Genomic DNA, 17,724 nt, shown 5'->3' on the forward strand with positions numbered 1-17,724 from the left:
TATGGGTCGGTTCGATGGGGTCACCGAACGACGGCGGTACCGGACCCGGAGTGCCGGGGCCGGTACCGAAGTCTGTGGTGCGTCCCGTGGGACGGGTGTTCAGCCCTTGGGCTTGTCGTCGTCGCCGAAGTCGGGACGGTCCTCGACCGGGGTGTCGTCGGCGGCCGGGGTGATGACCTCGCCGACACCGGCCTTGAGCATGCGGATACGGGTGCCCGGAGCGATCTCCAGCAGCACGTCCTGGTCGTGGATCTCGACCACGGTGGCGAAGATGCCCGCCTTGGTCATGACCTCGACGCCCGGGACCAGTGCGCTCTGCATCTGCATCTCCTGCTGGCGACGCTTCTGGTTCGGGCGCCAGAAGAGCAGCCAGAAGACCAGGAGGATCAGCACGAAGGGAAGCAGCATGCCGAAGATGCTCTGCTCACCCTGAGCGGCGTCTGCGAGATTAGTAAGGCCCTGCACGGGGGCGTCCTTCCTGACGTTTCTCGTGGGCGACGGCTGCCGGTTGGGACACCCGCGACGACCACCTTTCGGGCCGCCCCGACCACGGCGGTCGGTTTCCTACCCGGGGTGTACAACGCACCAGGGTGTCAACTCGTTCCGCCGATGTCGAAACGACATCTCACGGGGCGATCCCCGCTCTCGACCGGTTCGCCCAGTTTACGTGGCGGGGGTCACCGACCACCAACCTCCAGGGTTCGACCCGCTAACGGTTCGTTCACGCGGCCCCGGTGTCGGCGGCGTCCTCCACGCGGCCCGCGCCGAAGGCGGCGTCGGGCGGAGGGGTCAGCCCCATGTGCTCCCACGCCTGGGGGGTGGCGACCCGACCGCGCGGGGTGCGGGCCAGGAAGCCGGAACGGACCAGGAAGGGTTCGGCGACCTCCTCGACGGTCTCCGCCTCCTCCCCCACCGACACGGCGAGGGTGGAGAGCCCGACGGGGCCGCCGCGGAACCTGCGCATCAACACGTCCAGGATGGCCCGGTCCAGTCGGTCCAGCCCGAGGGCGTCCACCTCGTACAGGTCGAGGGCGGCCCGGGCGTTGTGGAGGGTGAGGACCCCGTCCCCGCGCACCTCGGCGTAGTCGCGCACCCGGCGCAGCAGCCGGTTGGCGATACGGGGTGTGCCTCGGGAGCGGCCGGCGATCTCCCGAGCGGCCTCGGGGTCCAGGGGAGCGCCCAGCAGTCCGGCCGAGCGGTACAGGATGCGCTCCAGTTCGTCGGCGTCGTAGAAGTCCATGTGCGCCGTGAACCCGAAGCGGTCGCGCAGCGGGGCCGGGAGCATACCGGCCCGCGTGGTCGCCCCGACCAGGGTGAAGGGGGCGATGTCCAGGGGGATCGCGGTCGCGCCGGGCCCCTTGCCGACCACCACGTCGACGCGGAAGTCCTCCATGGCGACGTAGAGCATCTCCTCCGCGGGGCGGGCCATGCGGTGGATCTCGTCGAGGAAGAGGACCTCTCCTTCTTGAAGGGTGGACAGCACCGCCGCCAGGTCCCCGGAGCGTTCGATCGCCGGGCCGGAGGTGATGCGCAGCGGCACGCCGAGTTCGGCCGCGATGATCATGGCCAGGGTGGTCTTGCCCAGCCCCGGGCCACCGGACATGAGGATGTGGTCGGGCGCCCGATTCCGTCGCTGGGCGCTGTGCAGGACGAGGGAGAGCTGTTCGCGGACCCGTTCCTGGCCGACGAAGTCCTCCAACGAGCGGGGGCGCAGCGCCCCCTCCAGTCGACGTTCGTCGACGTCGGCCTCGGGCGAGACCGCCTCGCGTTCGTGCATGTCCGTCGCCTCCTCTCCTGAAGGTCCCTAGATCCGGCTGAGCTTGCGCAGGGCGCTGCGCAGCAGGACCGTGACGTCGTCGGTGTCGGCGGCCTCGTCGGCCACGGCCGAGGCGGCGGCCTCGGCGTCCTTGGCCGACCAGCCGAGGTTGACCAGGCCGGAGACCACCTGGCCGCGCCAGGCCCCGTTCGCCCGGCCGTTCGCCGTGCCCTCGGTCCCGGGCAGGGTGCCGTCGGTGCCGATGGGCGCGTCGAGTTTGCCGCGCAGCTCCAGCACGATGCGCTGGGCCCCCTTCTTACCGATGCCGGGGACCCGGGTCAGGGCGGCGGTGTCCTCGGTGTGCACGGCCTGGCGCAGGCTGTCGGGGCTGTGCACGGCGAGCATGGCCAGGGCCAGTCGGGGGCCCACCCCCGACGCGGTCTGCACCTGCTCGAACACGTGCTTCTCGTCGTCGTCGACGAAGCCGAAGAGCGTGAGGGAGTCCTCCCGCACGACCAGGCTGGTGGCGACGGTGCCCTCGTCGCCCACGTGCAGTCGGGACAGGGCCGACGGGGTGCACTGGACGGTCATGCCGACACCGCCGACGTCGATGACGGCGCTGCCCGCGCCGCGTGCGGCCACCCGGCCGGTGAGGAACGCGATCATCTGTTGTGGGCACCGGGAGGGGCGCCCGTCTCCTTCCTGGGGGCGGTGTCACCGGCCCCGCGCGCGGCGGGCCAGCTCCACCTTGCGGGCGAAGTCCTGTTGGGCCTGGGCGACCCGTGCCTGGGCGCCGCCACGCCAGATGTGACAGATGGCCAGGGCCACCGCGTCGGCGGCGTCGGCGGGCTTGGGAGGTCCGTCGAGTCCGAGGATACGCGCCACCATGGTGCCGACCTGCGCCTTGTCGGCTCGGCCACTGCCGGTGATGGCGGCCTTGGCCTCGCTCGGCGTGTGGGTGGCCACGGGCAACCCCCGGCGGGCGGCGCAGACCAGGGCGAGGCCGCTGGCCTGGGCGGTGCCCATGACGGTGCTGAGGTTGTGCTGGGCGAAGACGCGTTCGACGGCGACCGCCTCGGGCTCGTACTCGTCGAGCCACTCCTCGATCCCGCGCTCGACGGCGAGGAGGCGCTGCGGGAGTTCGGTGTCGGGCGAGGTCCGGATGGCGTCCGCGGACAGCAGGCGCAGGGGGCGTCCGATGGACCCCTCGACCACCCCGATCCCGCAGCGGGTCAGCCCCGGGTCGATCCCCAGCACGCGCACGTGGTCACCTGTTCCCTCGGTCCGTCGAACGTTCGTTCGCACCATGCTAGCGGCGCGTGACGACAGCGCCGTCGCGCACACGCGCGGCCTCGCGGGGAAGGCGACGAAGGCGCGTGTCGGGGTCGGGGTCCGGCACCTCTCCGGACCTAGCGTGAGCTCATGACTTCCATCGAGGATCCCGAGGTCCGTGACTTCCTGCTCCAGGGGACGCGTACCGGCAAGGTCGCCTACACCTCCGCCGACGGCCGTCCGTTGGTGGCACCGGTGTGGTTCGTCATCGACGGCGACGCGCTGGTCTTCAACACCGGGAAGGAGACGGCCAAGGGACGTTCGATCGCGCGTGACCCCCGTCTCACCCTGCTGGTCGACCTGGAGGAGGATCCCTACGGGTTCGTCCAGGTCCAGGGCGAGGCGGAGGTGTCGGAGGATACGGGCGAGCTGCTGCGCACCGCCACCGCGATCGCCCGCCGCTACATGGGGCCCGAACGCGCCGAGGAGTTCGGAAGGCGCAACGGGGTGCCCGGCGAACTGGTGGTGCGGCTGCGTCCCACCAAGGTGATCGCCGCGATGAACATGACCGGCTGAGGGTCGGACGTACGAACGCCTGTGGCCGTCCCCGGAAAGGGGTACGGCCACAGGCGTCACCGGCCCCCGGGCCAGTCGGTCACCGCGATCGAGCGGCCGGGCTCAGAGCTCGGCCATGACCTCGTCGGGGATGTCGGCGTTGGTGAAGACGTTCTGGACGTCGTCGGAGTCCTCCAGGGCGTCCACGACGCGCAGGACCTTCTTGGCGGTCTCGGCGTCGACCGGGACCTCCATGCTCGGCAGCCAGTTGGAGTCGGCCGAGTCGTAGTCGATGCCGGCCTCCTGGAGCGAGGTGCGCACCGAGACCAGGTCGGTGGCCTCGCAGATGATCTCGAAGGAGTCGCCGATGTCCTCGACCTCTTCGGCGCCGGCCTCCAGGACCGCCATGGTGACGTCGTCCTCGTTGGTGGCCTCCTTGGGCACGATCACGACGCCCTTGCGGTTGAACAGGTACGACACCGATCCGGCGTCGGCCATGTTGCCACCGTTACGGGTGACCGCGACGCGCACCTCGGAGGCCGCGCGGTTGCGGTTGTCGGTGAGGCACTCCACGAGCAGGGCCACACCGCCGGGGGCGTAGCCCTCGTACATGATGGTCTGCCACTCGGCGCCACCGGCCTCCTCGCCGGAGCCCCGCTTGCGCGCGCGTTCGATGTTGTCGGCGGGGACCGAGTTCTTCTTCGCCTTCTGGATGGCGTCGTAGAGCGTCGGGTTCCCGTCGGGGTCCCCACCACCGGTACGCGCGGCCACCTCGATGTTCTTGATCAGCTTGGCGAAGAGCTTGCCGCGCTTGGCATCGATGACGGCTTTCTTGTGTTTGGTGGTGGCCCACTTGGAGTGGCCGCTCATGCGTGTCCTTTCACGATGTCGACGAAGAGGCGATGGATGCGCGTGTCGCCGGTGAGTTCGGGATGGAAGGACGTGGCCATCAGGCCGCCCTGTAGTACGGCGACGATCCTACCGGCCTCGCCTGGACCGGGTACGCGTCCGAGGACGGTGACCTCGGGTCCCACCCGTTCCACCCAGGGCGCCCGGATGAAGACCGCGTCGAAGGGCTCGTCCCCGATCCCGTCGATCCGCACACCGGTCTCGAAGGATTCGGTCTGACGTCCGAAGGCGTTGCGTCGGACCGTCATGTCGATCCCGCCGACGGTCTCCTGGTCGGCCGTGCCGCCGAGGATCTCGTCGGCGAGCATGATCATGCCCGCGCAGGTGCCGTAGGCGGGCATCCCGGCCGCGACGCGCTTGCGCAACGGGTCGATCAGGCCGTACCTGCGGGCGAGTTTGGACATGGTGGTGGACTCGCCACCGGGGATGATCAGCGCGTCCACGGAGTCCAGGTGCTCCGGGGACAGGACCTTCCCGGTGGATACGCCCAATGTCTCCAGGACGGCGACGTGCTCGGCGACGTCGCCCTGGAGGGCGAGGACACCGATGGTGGGTGCGGCGGTCAAAAGCGGCCTCACTCGGCTGACGGAAGGGGACCATGGTACTGGCGGGGAGGGTGTACGGGAACGGCCGAGGGCCGGGAGAGCGTGGTCGCACCGCTCTCCCGGCCCTCGGACACGGGGCGGGGGCGAGGCCGAAGGGGCCTCGCGTCACCAGCCGCGTTCGGCGTAACGCTGGGAGTCGGACAGGTCGTCCAGGTTGATGCCGACCATGGCCTCGCCCAGGCCGCGGGAGACGCGGGCGATCACGGCGGGGTCCTCGTAGTGCAGGGTGGCCTGCACGATGGCGTCGGCGCGCTTGGCCGGGTCGCCGGACTTGAAGATGCCGGAGCCGACGAAGACGCTCTCCGCTCCGAGCTGACGCATGAGGGCGGCGTCGGCCGGGGTGGCCACACCGCCGGCGGAGAACAGCGGCACCGGCAGCTTGCCGAGACGGGCCACCTCCTTGACGATCTCGTAGGGGGCGCGCAGCTCCTTGGCCGCACCGAAGAGCTCGGGCTCGTCGAGGGTGCCCAGGCGCTTGATCTCACCGTTGATGGAGCGCATGTGGCGGGTGGCCTCGACGACGTTGCCGGTGCCGGCCTCGCCCTTGGAGCGGATCATCGCGGCGCCCTCGGCGATCCGGCGCAGGGCCTCGCCCAGGTTGGTCGCGCCGCAGACGAAGGGAACGGTGAACGCCCACTTGTCGATGTGGTAGGCCTCGTCGGCGGGGGTGAGGACCTCGGACTCGTCGATGAAGTCCACGCCGAGGGACTCCAGGACCTGGGCCTCGACGAAGTGCCCGATGCGGACCTTGGCCATGACCGGGATGGAGACCGCCTCGACGATGCCGTCGATCATGTCCGGGTCGGACATGCGGGCGACGCCGCCGTCCTTGCGGATGTCGGCGGGGACCCGCTCCAGGGCCATGACGGCCACGGCACCGGCGTCCTCGGCGATCTTGGCCTGCTCGGGGGTGACGACGTCCATGATGACGCCGTTCTTGAGCTGTTCGGCCATGCCGCGCTTGACCCGCTGGGTGCCGACGGCGTTGTCGGGGCTGTTCGATGCGTTGTTGGCCACGGTGATGGGCTCCCGTTTTCGTCTGCTGGTTGGCTCGACCCGGCGTCCGGGGCGTGGTCCGTTCGGGTACGGACCGACGACCGCGCATGGGCGGGTGAGGACCCGGCGCGTCCCCTGGAACGACCGACCCACCATCCTAGTTCCACCGGTTTCGGCGCCTTTGACCAGATCGGTGTTGTGCGCGCCCGTTCCACTCCGAACCGGAGCGCGCGGCGTTCACCGCGAGGTCGTACCGCTTCTCCCCGGAGAGGGGCGCGGGGCCCGATCGTCCATCTCGAAGTAGTCCGGGAGCGCGGCGGTCCCGGCCAGACGCAGGAGCCGGACCAGGCGGGAACGGCGTGCGCGTCGGGTGTCGGAGACGGCGTCGTTGTGGAAGACCCTGGCGAGGTGGACCCCGCGCGCGGCGCGCAGGACCTCCTCCCGACGGGCCCGGGTGTCCTCTCCCACACCCTCCACCGGGCGGCCATCGAGGGCGTCGCGCAGGGCGACCGAGAGCGCGCTCTCCACGAGTTCGCGTTCCCCCTCCCCCGCCCGGCTCGCCCGACCGGCGACCTCGGCGAGGGTACGGGCCGAGGCCGGGTCGGGACCTCCGGAGGCGGCCAGGTCGAGTACGGCCGCGGCCCTTCTCAACAGGGCGGCGTCCAGAGCGGCCCACGCGGTCTCCACCCGGTGGTGGAGACGGTCGAGGCGGGTGGCCCGCCAGGACAGGTAGAACCCCAGGAGCACCAGGACCAGCAGGGCGCCGGCCACGACGGCCACGAAGAAGACGTCGTCGGTCAGGGCCGCTCACCCCTGCGCAGCAGGGCGGAGGCCCAGCGGCCTCCTCCGGTCCGGACCCCGCCGGAACGCTCCTGTCCCAGCACGGTCTCGTACACGTGCGCGATGTCGGCGGCGACGGTCTCCCAGTCATAGGCGCGCACCGCGTCCCGGGCCGCGCGGGACAGGCGGTCCCGTCGCCTCGGATCGTCGAGGAGCGCCGCGGCCCGATCGGCCAGATGGTCGGGGTCTCCGGCCCGGAAGAGCTCCCCCGCCCTCCCCCCGTCCAGGACCGCGCCGAAGGCGGGGATGTCGCTGGCGACGATGGCCGCTCCGGCGGACATCGCCTCGGTGAGGACGATGCCGAAGCTCTCTCCACCCAGGTTGGGGGCGCAGAAGACGTCCGCGGAGTGGTAGGCGCGGACCTTGTCCGCCTCGTCGAGACGACCGAGGAGGACCACGCGTTCGCGCAGGTCGTCGGGGACCCCGGACAGGTCGGCCCGGCCGGGTCCGGCGACGAGCAGCCGCAGGCCGGGCCGGCCCCGGGCCAGTCGGCTGAAGGCCTCCAGCAGGACCCCCAGTCCCTTGCGCGGTTCGTCCAGCCGGCCCAGGAAACCGATGGAGCCGCCCTCCCCCGGCCAGCCGGGCAGGGGCTCGGCGTGGGCGAAGCGTCGAACCGAGACCCCGTTGGGGATGAGCACGGCGTCTCCCCCCAGATGTTCGACGAGGGTGCGACGGGCCGCCTCGGAGACGGCCACCCGGGCGTTGATCTTCTCCAGAGCCGAGCGCAGGGCGGTGGAACCGGCCGTCATCGCGCGCGACCGGGGGTTGGAGGTGTGGAAGGTCGCGACGATGGGGCCGTCAGCGGCCCAGCACGACAGCAGGGACACACTGGGGGCGGCGGGCTCGTGGATGTGCAGGACGTCGAAGCGGCCCTCCGCGATCCAGCGACGGACCCGGGACGCCGAACGGGGACCGAACCCGATCCGGGCGACCGACCCGTTGTAGGGGACCGGGACGGGCCGACCGGCCGGGACCAGGTAGGGGGGCGGTTCGTGATCGGTGTCGCCGACCGGCGCCAGCACCGACACCTCGTGTCCCATGGCGATGAGCGTCTCCGCGAGGTCGCCGATGTGCTGCTGGACCCCGCCCGGGACGTCCCAGGAGTAGGGGCACACCAGCCCCACCCGCAACGTGTCGATCCCGGTGGGAGAAGTCCTCGTCGCTCCCCCGGCCGTGCTCAGTCCCACCGGCCGTCCTCGGTGTCCCGACGTCGGGCGCGGTCCGCCTCATGGTCGGCGGAGAAGACGGGCTGGAGCATGTGCCAGTCCTCCGGATGCTCGGCGATGGCCCCCTCGAACACGCGGGCCAGCGCCCGGGTGGTCTCCTGGATCCGCTCGCTCCGAGAGGAACCGGGGGCGACGGGGATCTCGTCGTGGACCCGGATGTTCCAGAACGGCCCGTCGTACCAGAGGGAGACCGGCATCAGGGCGGCCCCGGTGTTGAGGGCCAACGCCGCCGGCCCGGAGGGCATACGCGCCTTCTCGCCGAAGAGGTCCACCTCCAGGCCGGTCCCGTTGATGTCGCGATCGGCGAGCAGACAGACCAGGCCGCCCGCGCGCAGCCGTCGAGCGAGCACTCCCACGGTGTTGGCGTCCCCACCGGTCAGCGGGAGCACCTCCATGCCCAGGGACTCCCGGTAGGAGGTGAAACGTCGATAGAGGCTCTCGGGGTTCAGCCTCTGGGCCACGGTGGTCAACGGGGTGCCCCGGGCCGCGATCCAGGCCCCGGCGTGGTCCCAGTTCCCCATGTGCGGCAGGGCCGCGACGACCCCGCGCCCGGCATTCAGGTGCCCTTCCAGGACCTCGATACCGCTCTGTCGGGTCTGGGAGAGCAGCCGTTCGCGTCCCATCGCGGGCAGTCGGAACAGCTCGTAGTAGTAACGCATGTAGGAGCGCATCCCGGCCTTGGACAGAGCCCTGAGCTGCGCGTCCGTGGCGTGCGGTCCGACGACCCTGCGCAGGTTGCGCTCCAGTCCCCGGGTACCGCCTCCGTGCGCTCGCCAGTCACGATCGGCGAGCCGACGGAACACCGCCCGGCCCGCCCGCTCCGGTGAGCGGCGGACCAGTGTCCACCCGGCCGCGTAGGCCAGGTCGGCCATGCGTTCGTCCACGACGTGTTCCCTCGTCCTCTTCCCGTTTCCCGTGTCCGACGGCTCAGGCGTCGTTGTCGGCCTTGTCGGTCTCCTCGTCCCGGGAGCGTTCGGAGTCGTTGAGACGGGCCCGGGTCTCCACCAGTCGCTGGAGGACGGTGATCAGGCTCATCCCGGCCAACAGCCACAGACCGCCCGCGAGGATGTAGGGCACGCCGAGTTCGCTCAGGCCCACGGCGACCAGGATGATGATCAGACGTTCGGTACGTTCGGCGACGCCGACGTCGCAGTTGACGCCGAGCCCCTCCGCGCGCGCCTTGATGTAGGACACCATGAACCCGCTGATCAGGCAGAACAGGGTGAGGCCGGCGAGCAGGGGATCGTCTCCCTCGCCGACGAACCACCACATCAGCCCGGCGAGGATCGCGGCGTCGGCGACCCGGTCGAGACTGGAGTCGAGGAACGCCCCGAAGGCGCTCGCGCTGTCCTTGGCGCGGGCCACGGCGCCGTCGAGCATGTCGAAGAGGGCGAAGACGGTGATGACCACCGATCCCGCGTAGAGCTGGCCGCGGGGGTAGAAGTACAGGGCGCTGACGACGACACCCGCGGCACCGATGATGGTGACGATGTTCGGTGTCAGGCCGATCCGGGCCAGGCTCCGGCCGAGCGGAGCGGTGACCCGGGAGATCATGGGACGAAGGATTCTCAGCATGTCTTCTTGTGATCGTAGGGCGGGAACGGTCGTGGGGGTGGGAGCCGCACCCGCTGGGGGTGGCGCGTCGCCGGGCCGGGGTCGTTCGGGGCCCGGGTCAGGACGGGGTCACCCCCGAGGCCAGTGTTCGGCCAACGTCGCCCGGGTCTGCTCCAGCATCTCCGGTAGCACCTTGGTCCGGCCGATCACCGGCATGAAGTTGGTGTCGCCGCCCCAGCGGGGAACGATGTGCTGGTGGAGGTGGGCGGCGATACCGGCACCGGCCACGGTACCGAGGTTCATGCCGACGTTGAAGCCCTGGGGGCGGTAGGCCTCGGTGAGCGCGGTCAGACCGGCACGGGTCAGCGCGGCGACCTCGACGGTCTCCTCCTCGTCCAGCGAGGTGTACTCGGAGACGTGCCGGTACGGGCAGACCAGCAGATGCCCGCTGTTGTAGGGGTAGAGGTTGAGGACCACGTAGGCGGTCTCGCCCCGGGCCACCACGAGACCCTCGGGGTCGTCAAGGCCGGGCGCGCGGCAGAACGGACAGCCGTCCTCGGCATGGGGACCGGTGGGCCTGCCCTCGCCTTTGATGTAGGCCATGCGATGCGGGGTCCACAGCCGATCCTGACCGTCGGGGTCGCCGGTCCCCGCTCCGGGGTGGGGTTCCGTACCGTCCTCGGGTTCGTCGTCGGCACCGCGCATGGCTCGTCCGTCCCCCTCGATGACCGGTTTCGTACTTCGCGTCCCAGCATAGAAGCGCCCGGGAGCGGGCGCACCGGAGCGCACCGTCGTGCGGTGACCGACCGTGGAACGGTCGGAGAACGATCCTCCGGTCGCCCGTGCCCTCTAGAGGCCCAGAAGGGTGCGCAGGTGACGCGGGGGCGGGCTCCCATGGGCGAGCATCGCGTCGTGGCGTTCGCGTTCGGACAGCTCCGGACGCGCGGCCTCCAGGTCGCGGGCGATGTCGGCGACCTCGGCCTGGCCGACGTAGTAGGTGGACAGCTGCGCGCTGGTCAGTTCGGCCCGGCGCCATTTGCCATAGGCCTCTCCCTCCTCCTGGTGCCCGCGTTCGACCATGAGGGCGATCGCCTCGCGCTCGGTGATGTCCCCGGTGTGCACCCGCACGTCCAGGATCGCGTTGAGGATCATGCGCAACCGCATCTTGAGCCGGACCAGCCGCAGTTCCAGGTTCAGCCGATGGGAGTCCGGGTCGGTACCGCCCGCCCAACCGTGGCGGGCCATGAGCGTCTCCGCGTGCACCGCCCAGCCCTCGACGAAGGTCCCGCTCGCCAGCGCCCGACCCACCCGGGTGGAGCCCTCGTGCCGGGCCGAGTGGGCGAGTTGAAGGGCGTGGCCGGGCATGGCCTCGTGGACCATGAGGTCACGCACCATGACGCCGTTGTACTCACGGAAGAAGGACTCCCGACGCGCGGTCGGCCAGTCGGCGGGCGGAGGCGCCACGGCGACCAGGGTGGGCCTGCGCGCCGCGGACGGGTCCAGGGGTCCGGGCGGTTCACAGTAGGCCACGGCCACGCCCCTGAGGGCCTCGGGCATGGGCACCACCTCGACCGGATCGTCGTACACGGTGACCAGGTCGAGCTCGCGCACCCTCCGGTCCAGGTGGGCCAGGGCCCGCTCGGCGAGGGGCCGGACCGTGTCGACGTCGGTGGCGTGCTCTCGGGCGAGGGAGTCCAATACCTCGGCGGCCCCGCCCGGACGGCGGGGGCCGCCCTCGTACTCCGCCGCCACCTCGGCCAGTTCCTCCTCGGTGGCGAGCAGGTCGCTCTCGGCCCGGACCAACAGGGCCTCGGGCGAGAGCTCGGAGTCCAGGGTGTACCAGAGGCGGGCGGCGAAGGCCCGCTCGCCCAACCGGGGGTCGGCTGTGGCGAACTCGGCCTCGGCCCGCATCCAGGAGGCGTACTCGTCGACCGCGGCCAGGGCCGCCTCACGGGCGGGCTCGATCCGTCCCCGCAGGGAGGGCTCGTTCCGGGCCAGGGCGGGCAACGCCTCGGTGAGCAGGGAGCGGACACCGGAGAGTCGGGCCAGGGCCGTCTCGGCGTGCGTCCTGGGGATGCCGGGGCCTTCGGACAGACGCTCGCGGGCCGTGGCCAGGTACTCGGGCAGGGCCACGCAGCGGGAGGCCAACGCCTCCAGGCGTTCGGGCAGGGGCAGGAGGGCGCGTTCGATCAGCGGGTTCAGGGCCTCGCCCGGCGAGTGGACGAGCGGATCCCAGGTGTGCGGACGCAGTTCGGAGGTGGACCACAGGTCGGCCGCGACCCGGGAGCGCAGGACCTCCAGATCCACGGAGTCCTCGGGCGGCAACAGGTCCTGGTCGATCTCGTCAAGGGAGCCCAGGGCGTCGGTGAGCATCGCCAGACGGCGCGCGTCCGCCGTCGCCGAGTGGTCGGTCAGGCGATGGGCGCCACGTGTGTCGCCGAGGTCCAGGGCCCATTCCGGGGCCTGGTCCAGCAGGGCGTCGAGCACCCCCTCCGCGACCTCGCGGAATCGTCGGGTCATCGCTTCGGCGTCGGGACGGGAGGAAGAACTCATCCGGTCATGATGCCGGCACGGACGCCCGGTTCCCGACGAGCGGGAACCGGGCCGTGCTCTGTGCGGGACCCCGGCCCGGGGTGACCAGGGTCAGCGCCAGGAGGTCTGGCCCCCGGTGGAGGTGGGCTGCTGCCCTGCGGCGCCCTCGGGGTCCCCCACCGTGATGGCGTGTTCGACGAGGGTGATGAGCGTCGACTTGGTGGAGGCCCGGTCACGGGCGTCCACCTGGACGATGGGGATCTCCGGGCTGAGCGTGAGCGCGTCCCGGACCTCGTCCGCGGCGTGGGGGTAGTAGCCGTCGAACCCGTTGATCGCGACGATGAAGGGCAGGCGCGCCTCTTCGAAGTAGTCGATCGCGGGGAAGCAGTCGGCCAGACGACGGGTGTCCACCAGCACGACGGCACCGATGGCGCCCTTGACCAGGTCGTCCCACATGAACCAGAACCGGTGCTGTCCGGGGGTGCCGAACAGGTACAGGATCAGATCCGAGTCGAGGGAGACACGACCGAAGTCCATGGCGACGGTGGTGGTCTGCTTGTCCGGCGTCTTGGCGAGGTCGTCCACACCGACGCTGGCGCTGGTCATGACCGCCTCTGTCGTCAGCGGCACGATCTCGGAGACGGAGCCAACGAATGTCGTCTTCCCGACACCGAAGCCCCCGGCGACGACGATCTTGACCGACGTCATCGCGTTCCCCCCAGCACCGCCTTCCTCGGCTGGGCTAGAGCTTGCGAAGTCCACTGAGCACCCTTTCAAGCAGGTTGGTGTTGGGGCGATCGTCGTTGTTGAGCGAAGACCTGATCTGGACCAGTCCCTGCTCGGACATGTCCGCCACAAGCACCCGTGCCACACCGAGAGGCATCCGCAACAGGGCGGAGATCTCCGCCACGGATCGCCATTCCCGACACAGGTCGCTGATCGCCTGCCATTCAGGCGTCAGCGTGCCCGACTCGTTACGAGCCGCCGCGGTGGCCGAGATCAGCGCTTCCAGGGGAAGCTGTGACTTCGGTTTGGTACGGCCCTTGGTGACCGCGTACGGACGCACCAGCGAACTGGGTGCGCTACCCGGCGCGGATCTCTGGTCATACGGTTGTTGGATTGGTCGAGGAACATCTCCGCCGCCCGGCACGGCCGGCATCCCTCCGGTGGGGGGATGACCCGGCTGTTGACCGAACCACGAGGCGCTCCCGGCATCTCTACTGTGAGGTGCCACCACTTCCTCCTGTCGGTGGTGGATCAGTGGATTCCCGAGGTGCGCGCCGTTGGTGTCAGCGCCCGCCCCGCCCGCTCGACGAGCAGGGTCATCTCGTACGCGACCAGACCCAGATCGCTCTCGGCGGCCGCGAGGACCGCCAGACAGGAACCGTCGCTGATGGCCATGATGAGCATCAGCCCCCGCTCCATCTCCACGACGGTCTGGGCGACCGCTCCACCCTCGAACACCCGGGCCGCGCCCTGGGTGAGGCTGGACAGGCCGGAGGCGATCGCCGCCAGCTGGTCGGCCCTATCCGCCGGGAATCCCGCCGACGACGCCAACGGAAGGCCGTCAGAAGAGACGACGATCGCGTGGGCGACATCCGGTACCCGGTCGGCAAAGTCAGTGATCAACCAGTTGAGTTCATTGACCTGTCGACTCATCTGATCTCCTGTCCAAGTTCGCCGGCTGGTCTTCGGGCACTGCTACCGCCGGCACGGCATGTGACAGCACTGCCTCTGCGAACCGCCCGGCCCCTCCGGTGGGGGAGACCGGGAGTCTGGTGTTCCGCTCTCGTCAAGCGATGGGTGTGATGCGTCCGAGAAGCTCGGTAGATGCTATTGCATCCGGCTTCCAGGACTGCGGGGGACCCCGTCCCACCAGTGGCCACTTGGGTCACTCCTCCGTCGAACTCTCACCGAGCCGGTTACGGCCTTCCCGGACACCCTTCTGGAATCCGGAGAAGCGGTTCCGGACCCGGTCCGCGCTCCGAGTGGGCATCTGCTTGAAGTTCTCCGGCTTGGGCGCGGTCCCTGGGACAAGGTTTGCCTTGGGAACACGTTTTGGCAAGCCCGAAGTGGTCAGACCACCGGCGAGCGGTTCGGCGGCGGTTCGCGCGGCCTTCCAACCGCGGTCGGCCGCGGAGTTCCATTCCTGCTCCGAACGGGCGTTCTGTCCGCTCGGGGCCGGTTCCTCCTTCGGCGCGGGCCGTTCCTCCGCCGCAGGGACCTGCGGGATCGGTCCGGTCTCCGTGGCGTCCACCGTCGGACCACCACTGCGACGCTTGAACCAGTTCGACTCGATGGCGTCGAAGATCGGCAGCGAGTCGGAACCCTCACCGGCGGGCGTGGGGGGCACGACGGTGTTGTTCGGTCCCTGGGTGCCACCATAACGGCGAGAGAGGTAGGCCGTGGAACCGTAGCCCTCGCGATTCTCGTTCGCGGCGGTCCGAGAGGGCTCGGTCGGGTCGACCCGACCGGGGCCGGAGGTGCCTTCCGAACGGCTCTCGGTGTCCCAGGAGGAGAGGGCCGGGAAGGTCTCGGTGTTGTCGTCCCCCCGCTCCGGGGTCGGCTCGGAGGCGCCGAAAGCGCTGGTCCGGTGCGTTCCGGTGTCGAAGGCGCCGGTGTCGTTCGACCCGCCGCGAGAGCCCGATCCACCGAAGGCGTCGTAGGAGTCGACCTCGCGACGCTCGGCCTCGGTGGGCCTGCGGAAGGCGCTCGTGTCCGATGCCGGCCGGCCGAAGGTTCCGGTGTCGGTGGGACGTCGGAAGGAGCCGGTGTCCGGGCCTCCGGTGGAGCCGGTGTTCCGGGGCGCCGGGTCGAACAGGCTGCGGCCGGTGTTCTCCGACTGCGGCTCGTCCTCCTCGGGCGTGTCGTAGGGGTCCACCACGGACCCGGTGTCGTTGCCGAGGAGGCCGCTGTTGGGCGAGAGCCCCTCCGCGCGGGCGGGGGCCTCCCAGTTCGTGCCGGTGTCGTTGCCCCACAGGTCCTGGCCGCTGGGCGGGTGCTCCTCGGAGAGACCGCCACCGGGGGTGCGCTTGGGCAGACCACCGAGGTCGCTCGGCGCGGAGGACGCGTCCTGGTTCTTCCAGGGGTCGTCCGGCTCGACGGCGGGCGGGGTGGCCGCGAAGGCCGCCTCGGCGTCGGCGAAGGTGTCGGGGACGGCCGCGGAGAGCTCGGGACGGGCCTCGGGGCCACCGAGCGCGTGCTGGCCCTCGACCGGCGTGATGAGCAGGTCCGGCGGGAAGACGACGCAGGCGGTGGTGCCTCCGCCGTGCGCCTCCTGGAGGGTCATCTTGATGCCGTGACGGTGGGCCAGGCGCGAGACCACGAACAGACCCATGCGGCGCGAGACCGCGACGTCGATGACCGGCGGGGCGGCCAGGCGCGCGTTGACCGCGGCCAGGTCGTCGGGGGCCATGCCGATACCGCTGTCGGTCACGTCCACCTGAACGGCTCCGCCGTCCAGGATCTTGGCGCTGACCAGCACCTCGGTGTCGTGCGGGGAGAAGGCGGTGGCGTTCTCCACCAGCTCGGCGACGAGGTGGATGACGTCGTTGACCGGACGTCCCAGTACCGAGATGTGGGAGGGGGCGCGCACGTTGACGCGCTCGTACTGCTCGACCTCGGAGACCGCGCCTCGCAGCACGTCGACCAGCGGAACGGGCTGGGCCCACTTGCGCGTGTTGTCCTGACCGGACAGGACCAGCAGGTTCTCGTTGTTGCGACGCATACGCGTGGCGAGGTGGTCCAGCTGGAAGAGGTCGGACAGACGGTCGGCGTCCTGCTCGGACTGCTCCAGACCGTCGATCAGACGGAGCTGCCGCTCCACCAGGGTCTGGCTTCGGCGGGAGAGGTTGACGAACATCGCGTTGACGTTGCTGCGCAGCGCGGCCTCGTCGGAGGCCAGGGTCAGGGCGACCCTGTGGACGTCGTCGAAGGCCCGCGCCACCTCGCCGATCTCGTCGCGGGTGTCCACCTCGATCGGGGTGACACGCGCGTTCTCGGGGACGGCTCCGGCCTCCTGCATCCGGTTGATCGCGTCGGGCAGGTCGCGTTCGGCGACGCGGCGGGCGCCGTCCTGGAGGGTGCGCAGCGGGCGCACCAGGGAGCGGACCACGAGCGAGGTGAGGATGAAGACCGCCAGGAGCACGCCGGCCACGATGACGAGGTCGATGATCGTGCGGAGCAGGGCGGCGCCGCGCAGCTCGTTGGCGTCATCGGCGATGCCCTCGGCCAGACCGGTCTCGACCGTCTCCAGACGTTCGAGGGCGACGTCGGCGATCTCCTGGTAGTCGGCGGGGCCGTCGTTGGCGGTGACGCCGGTCAGGTCGTCTCCGCGGTCCGCGCGGTACATGACGCGCATGCGCATGGTGGAGACCTGGCTGACCTCCAGGCCGGTGAAGTGCTCGTCGAAGATGGCGCGCTGGTCCGGGTGGGCCGCCTGGACGAAGTTGGAGATCTCGTTCTCGTAGCGGGCGCGGCTGGAGTCGATGGCCTCGGAGATACCGCCGGTCATCGAGTTACGGGTCAGGGAGTGACCCATCAGCGCGGTCTCGTAGGAGAGCTGGTCCCGGGCGTTCGACAGCGCGGTGAGCGCGCGCACGCTCTCCCGCAGGTCGGTGTCGTCGGTCTCGTCCGCGATCGTCTGGTTGAAGTCGGCGAGGGAGCGGATGATGGTCCGGTACTTGGTGACCACCGGCAGGACCGTGATGCGGCTCTCGTCGACCTCGGAGCGCAGGTCGTCGACGGTGGAGAGCTGACTGCGCATGGTGGACAGTCGTCCCTGGGCCAGGTCCCCGTCCATCTCGCCCATGTCGTCGAGACGGGCGATGAGGGTGCTCTGGAGGTCCCGGGAGGCGTCCCGCTGCTCGTCGAGTTCCTGACGGAGCGCGTCCGACCGACGCGTGGGGTCGGAGTTGTCGGAGATGTAGACGGCGCTGGCGGTACGTTCCCGCCCCAGCTGGTTGGCCAGCTCCACGATGAGGACACCGACGTCGGCCCGGTCCTCGATGTGCGCGTGGGTGACGGTCGAGACCGAGGCCTCGTAGACCCTCAGGCCACCGAGCGCGAGCGCCACGGCGGTGGGGATGACGATGAGGGCCACCAGTCGGGAGCGCACCCGCCAGTTACGTGGCCGCCACCAGTCGGCTCTGCGCCGGGGCGTGGCTTCGGCGTTGTCGGCCTGCGTTGCCTCGCTTGGGGCAGCGGCCGCGTTCTTCGTCGCTCGTGTCGACACGGACCCTCGCAACCTTTCGTGTCACCGCCTCGAACGGCTGTTGAACCCAGGGGTTGGACCGCTCCGGATCGGAAAATCGGTAGAGACCACGTGGTCCACCGGAAAACAGGAAGCGGTGGGAATGTGGGGAGATGTGAAGACTGTCCGCCGGACTCGCCTGGGAGGAGAGGAGCCGCGCACCGACTGCTTTGAGGTGCGCGTGCGGTGGATAGCGTACCAATGGGAGCGAAGCACTCGCTTCGGTCG

18 protein-coding genes are annotated in these 17,724 nt (G+C 70.5%); 1 reads left to right on the forward strand and 17 read right to left on the reverse strand.

Annotated features, from left to right (window positions below; all coding sequences use genetic code 11):
* Window positions 1-99 precede the first annotated feature (99 nt).
* The 4 genes from yajC to ruvC form a co-directional block, all read right to left on the reverse strand.
* Complete coding sequence (yajC, locus tag U9J66_RS06955) at window positions 100-408, reverse strand: preprotein translocase subunit YajC (protein WP_187294470.1); 309 nt, start codon at window positions 406-408, stop codon at window positions 100-102.
* 313 nt (window positions 409-721) lie between these two features.
* Window positions 722-1,777, reverse strand: a complete 1,056-nt coding sequence (gene ruvB / locus U9J66_RS06960) for a Holliday junction branch migration DNA helicase RuvB (RefSeq protein ID WP_326337322.1) — start codon at window positions 1,775-1,777, stop codon at window positions 722-724.
* 27 nt (window positions 1,778-1,804) lie between these two features.
* Complete coding sequence (gene ruvA, locus U9J66_RS06965; RefSeq protein ID WP_017534115.1) at window positions 1,805-2,422, reverse strand: Holliday junction branch migration protein RuvA; 618 nt, start codon at window positions 2,420-2,422, stop codon at window positions 1,805-1,807.
* A gap of 48 nt (window positions 2,423-2,470) precedes the next feature.
* Window positions 2,471-3,019 (reverse strand): crossover junction endodeoxyribonuclease RuvC, encoded by a 549-nt coding sequence (ruvC, locus tag U9J66_RS06970; protein WP_014911013.1) that lies wholly within the window; start codon window positions 3,017-3,019, stop codon window positions 2,471-2,473.
* A 159-nt stretch (window positions 3,020-3,178) separates the two neighbouring features.
* Here ruvC and U9J66_RS06975 point away from each other — a divergent pair, with 159 nt between their 5' ends.
* Window positions 3,179-3,604 carry a PPOX class F420-dependent oxidoreductase gene (locus U9J66_RS06975; RefSeq protein WP_014909625.1) on the forward strand — a complete coding sequence of 142 codons (426 nt, stop codon included), beginning with the start codon at window positions 3,179-3,181 and terminating at the stop codon, window positions 3,602-3,604.
* Between the two features lie 102 nt (window positions 3,605-3,706).
* On the opposite strand, the gene U9J66_RS06980 is transcribed toward U9J66_RS06975, so the two are convergent.
* The 13 genes from U9J66_RS06980 to U9J66_RS07040 form a co-directional block, all read right to left on the reverse strand.
* Complete coding sequence (locus tag U9J66_RS06980; protein WP_326337323.1) at window positions 3,707-4,453, reverse strand: YebC/PmpR family DNA-binding transcriptional regulator; 747 nt, start codon at window positions 4,451-4,453, stop codon at window positions 3,707-3,709.
* Complete coding sequence (pdxT, locus tag U9J66_RS06985; protein WP_014909716.1) at window positions 4,450-5,058, reverse strand: pyridoxal 5'-phosphate synthase glutaminase subunit PdxT; 609 nt, start codon at window positions 5,056-5,058, stop codon at window positions 4,450-4,452. The genes U9J66_RS06980 and pdxT overlap by 4 nt, the downstream gene beginning before the upstream one ends.
* A gap of 144 nt (window positions 5,059-5,202) precedes the next feature.
* On the reverse strand, window positions 5,203-6,114 hold the full coding sequence (pdxS, locus tag U9J66_RS06990; RefSeq protein ID WP_014910757.1) for a pyridoxal 5'-phosphate synthase lyase subunit PdxS: 912 nt from the start codon (window positions 6,112-6,114) through the stop codon (window positions 5,203-5,205).
* Between the two features lie 216 nt (window positions 6,115-6,330).
* Window positions 6,331-6,873 carry a hypothetical protein gene (locus tag U9J66_RS06995; RefSeq protein WP_042281014.1) on the reverse strand — a complete coding sequence of 181 codons (543 nt, stop codon included), beginning with the start codon at window positions 6,871-6,873 and terminating at the stop codon, window positions 6,331-6,333.
* A gap of 17 nt (window positions 6,874-6,890) precedes the next feature.
* A complete protein-coding gene (locus tag U9J66_RS07000) occupies window positions 6,891-8,120 on the reverse strand; it encodes a glycosyltransferase family 4 protein (RefSeq protein WP_326337324.1) in 1,230 nt (409 codons plus the stop codon).
* Window positions 8,111-9,043: a phosphatidylinositol mannoside acyltransferase gene (locus tag U9J66_RS07005; RefSeq protein WP_161111531.1), complete on the reverse strand. Its 933-nt coding sequence runs from the start codon at window positions 9,041-9,043 to the stop codon at window positions 8,111-8,113. The genes U9J66_RS07000 and U9J66_RS07005 overlap by 10 nt, the downstream gene beginning before the upstream one ends.
* A 43-nt stretch (window positions 9,044-9,086) precedes the next feature.
* Complete coding sequence (pgsA, locus tag U9J66_RS07010; protein WP_014909638.1) at window positions 9,087-9,713, reverse strand: phosphatidylinositol phosphate synthase; 627 nt, start codon at window positions 9,711-9,713, stop codon at window positions 9,087-9,089.
* Window positions 9,714-9,842: 129 nt separating this feature from the next.
* Window positions 9,843-10,418 (reverse strand): HIT family protein, encoded by a 576-nt coding sequence (locus U9J66_RS07015; protein WP_017534119.1) that lies wholly within the window; start codon window positions 10,416-10,418, stop codon window positions 9,843-9,845.
* Between the two features lie 144 nt (window positions 10,419-10,562).
* Window positions 10,563-12,266, reverse strand: coding sequence for a DUF885 domain-containing protein (locus tag U9J66_RS07020; RefSeq protein ID WP_326337325.1), 1,704 nt, complete (start codon window positions 12,264-12,266; stop codon window positions 10,563-10,565).
* Window positions 12,267-12,356: 90 nt separating this feature from the next.
* The gene (locus U9J66_RS07025) at window positions 12,357-12,953 is read right to left on the reverse strand and encodes a GTP-binding protein (protein WP_014911310.1); all 597 of its coding nucleotides are present in this window, start codon (window positions 12,951-12,953) and stop codon (window positions 12,357-12,359) included.
* Between the two features lie 34 nt (window positions 12,954-12,987).
* Window positions 12,988-13,404, reverse strand: a complete 417-nt coding sequence (locus U9J66_RS07030) for a DUF742 domain-containing protein (RefSeq protein WP_017534121.1) — start codon at window positions 13,402-13,404, stop codon at window positions 12,988-12,990.
* Window positions 13,405-13,502: 98 nt separating this feature from the next.
* Entirely contained in the window at window positions 13,503-13,904 is a 402-nt protein-coding gene (locus tag U9J66_RS07035; protein WP_014909276.1) for a roadblock/LC7 domain-containing protein, read from the reverse strand.
* Window positions 13,905-14,136: 232 nt separating this feature from the next.
* Complete coding sequence (locus U9J66_RS07040) at window positions 14,137-17,361, reverse strand: sensor histidine kinase (protein ID WP_161112489.1); 3,225 nt, start codon at window positions 17,359-17,361, stop codon at window positions 14,137-14,139.
* Window positions 17,362-17,724: the final 363 nt, after the last annotated feature.

Source organism: Nocardiopsis sp. LDBS1602, assembly GCF_035818715.1.
GTDB classification, from domain to species: domain Bacteria; phylum Actinomycetota; class Actinomycetes; order Streptosporangiales; family Streptosporangiaceae; genus Nocardiopsis; species Nocardiopsis alba.